Below are 1,511 nucleotides of genomic sequence, written 5' to 3'. Positions count from 1 at the left end.
TTCCACAAATATTATCTTGTTTCTTGAGAAATGCTTTTCGACGAGCACATGCCGCAGATCCTTGATCTCATCTTCGGAAAGGCATGCAAAGAAGGGGATGCCTTTCATAATCCGGTCAAACAGAAGTTTTTTACTCTTCTTCACAGAAATCCATTGCTGAGCCTAAAAATCCGGAAACATTTTGAGGTTAAGTACTTTTCCATTTTCCAGTTCGGCCTTTGCTGTGAGTATTCCTCCTTCTATATAGGCAAGGTCGAAATTCTTAAATCCGCTGCTCACGAGTTCCAGTGCATTGGCAGGACATCCGCCCTCGCATCCTGCAATGCCCCTGACCATTTTGGGAAGGAGTCCCTTTATGTCAAAGCCGTTCAATCTGAGCCCTTTAGAAGAAACAAAGCCCTCTATTTTTTCCGCAATTGCATCTACATCGAGGCGAAAAGGATTGCTGATAGTGATTGAGATGGAATCTTTATCTATGCTTACATCCAGTTCCATTAAAATACCTCCGTGCCATCTGATATTAAAACCCTTAAATTTTACCCAATTTTTGAAAAAATACTCAATGCAGAAGTAAAATAATAAGTCAAAACTAATATCATTTTATGGAGAACATTGTGAAGAGGATAGCAAATTTTCTATTCGAGGCAGGAATGCTAAAGCGCACGCCACGCACCGGCTTTCAGTTTTTAGGCTCAGGGGCCGAATCAGTTGCAGAGCATATATTCAGGACAGTGTATATCGGATATGCCCTTGGACGAATGACAGAGAATGCGGATACGGACAAGCTTATCAAGATGTGCCTGTTCCATGACCTTCATGAGGCAAGGACAGGAGATCTGAATTATGTTAACAAAAAGTACGTTAAACCTGATGAGCATAAGGCAATCGATGACCTTTCAGGAACATTGCCTTTCGGAGACGAGATAAAAGAACTTATCCTCGAGTTTTTGGAAGGAAAGACCCTTGAGGCGCAGTTGGCTTATGATGCCGACCAGCTCGAAATGATACTCGCATTGAAGGAATACAAAGACCTCGGTAATAAATACGCTGATGAATGGCTCGATTTTGCCATGAAGCGACTTAAGACAGATATCGCGAGGGAACTTGCAGAAACAATAATAGAAACGGATTCGTCACTCTGGTGGTTTAAGGACAAGAGCGACTGGTGGGTGCACGGCTCAAAGGATAAGAAATAACCTATGGTCAGGCTGACTTTTTACTATAAACCGGGATGCTGGCTGTGCGACATGGCAGAGGAGATGCTGAACGGCCTAATGGGAAAATACGAAATAGAAGTCAACAAAATAGACATAACCTCTAACGATGCGCTTTATGAACTCTACAGGTTCGATATCCCTGTATTTGAGTTCAAAGACGGCTCAACCCTTCACGGAAGAATCAAGAAAAAAGACCTTCTGAAGAAACTGGAAGAAAACTCTGATAATTAATAACTTTAATCGTGATTCAGCGATAAGGACAAGTCTCTTTCGTTCAGAAGCTCTGTTTTGACA

Annotated in this window: 3 protein-coding genes; 2 read left to right on the top strand and 1 reads right to left on the bottom strand. The window is 42.0% G+C overall.

Annotation, left to right across the window (positions count from 1 at the left end; all coding sequences use genetic code 11):
• Positions 1-162: 162 nt before the first annotated feature.
• Complete coding sequence (locus V7L97_RS11165; protein ID WP_333655992.1) at positions 163-495, bottom strand: hypothetical protein; 333 nt, start codon at positions 493-495, stop codon at positions 163-165.
• 119 nt (positions 496-614) lie between these two features.
• On the opposite strand from V7L97_RS11165, the gene V7L97_RS11160 reads away from it, so the two are divergent.
• A complete protein-coding gene (locus tag V7L97_RS11160; protein WP_333655991.1) occupies positions 615-1,196 on the top strand; it encodes an HD domain-containing protein in 582 nt (193 codons plus the stop codon).
• Between the two features lie 3 nt (positions 1,197-1,199).
• Complete coding sequence (locus V7L97_RS11155; protein WP_333655990.1) at positions 1,200-1,448, top strand: glutaredoxin family protein; 249 nt, start codon at positions 1,200-1,202, stop codon at positions 1,446-1,448.
• Positions 1,449-1,511 lie beyond the last annotated feature (63 nt).

This window comes from Dissulfurispira sp. (assembly GCF_036745535.1).
In the GTDB taxonomy this organism is placed as follows: Bacteria; Nitrospirota; Thermodesulfovibrionia; order Thermodesulfovibrionales; family Dissulfurispiraceae; genus Dissulfurispira.
The sequence above is the reverse complement of the archived record's forward strand: the minus strand, read 5'-3'. Positions and strand labels throughout refer to the sequence as shown.

Bases quoted from the DNA above. Each gene is read 5' to 3' on its own strand.
- V7L97_RS11165 (WP_333655992.1), bottom strand. From the start codon at position 495: ATGGAACTGGATGTAAGCATAGATAAAGATTCCATCTCAATCACTATC.
- V7L97_RS11155 (WP_333655990.1), top strand. From the start codon at position 1,200: ATGGTCAGGCTGACTTTTTACTATAAACCGGGATGCTGGCTGTGCGAC.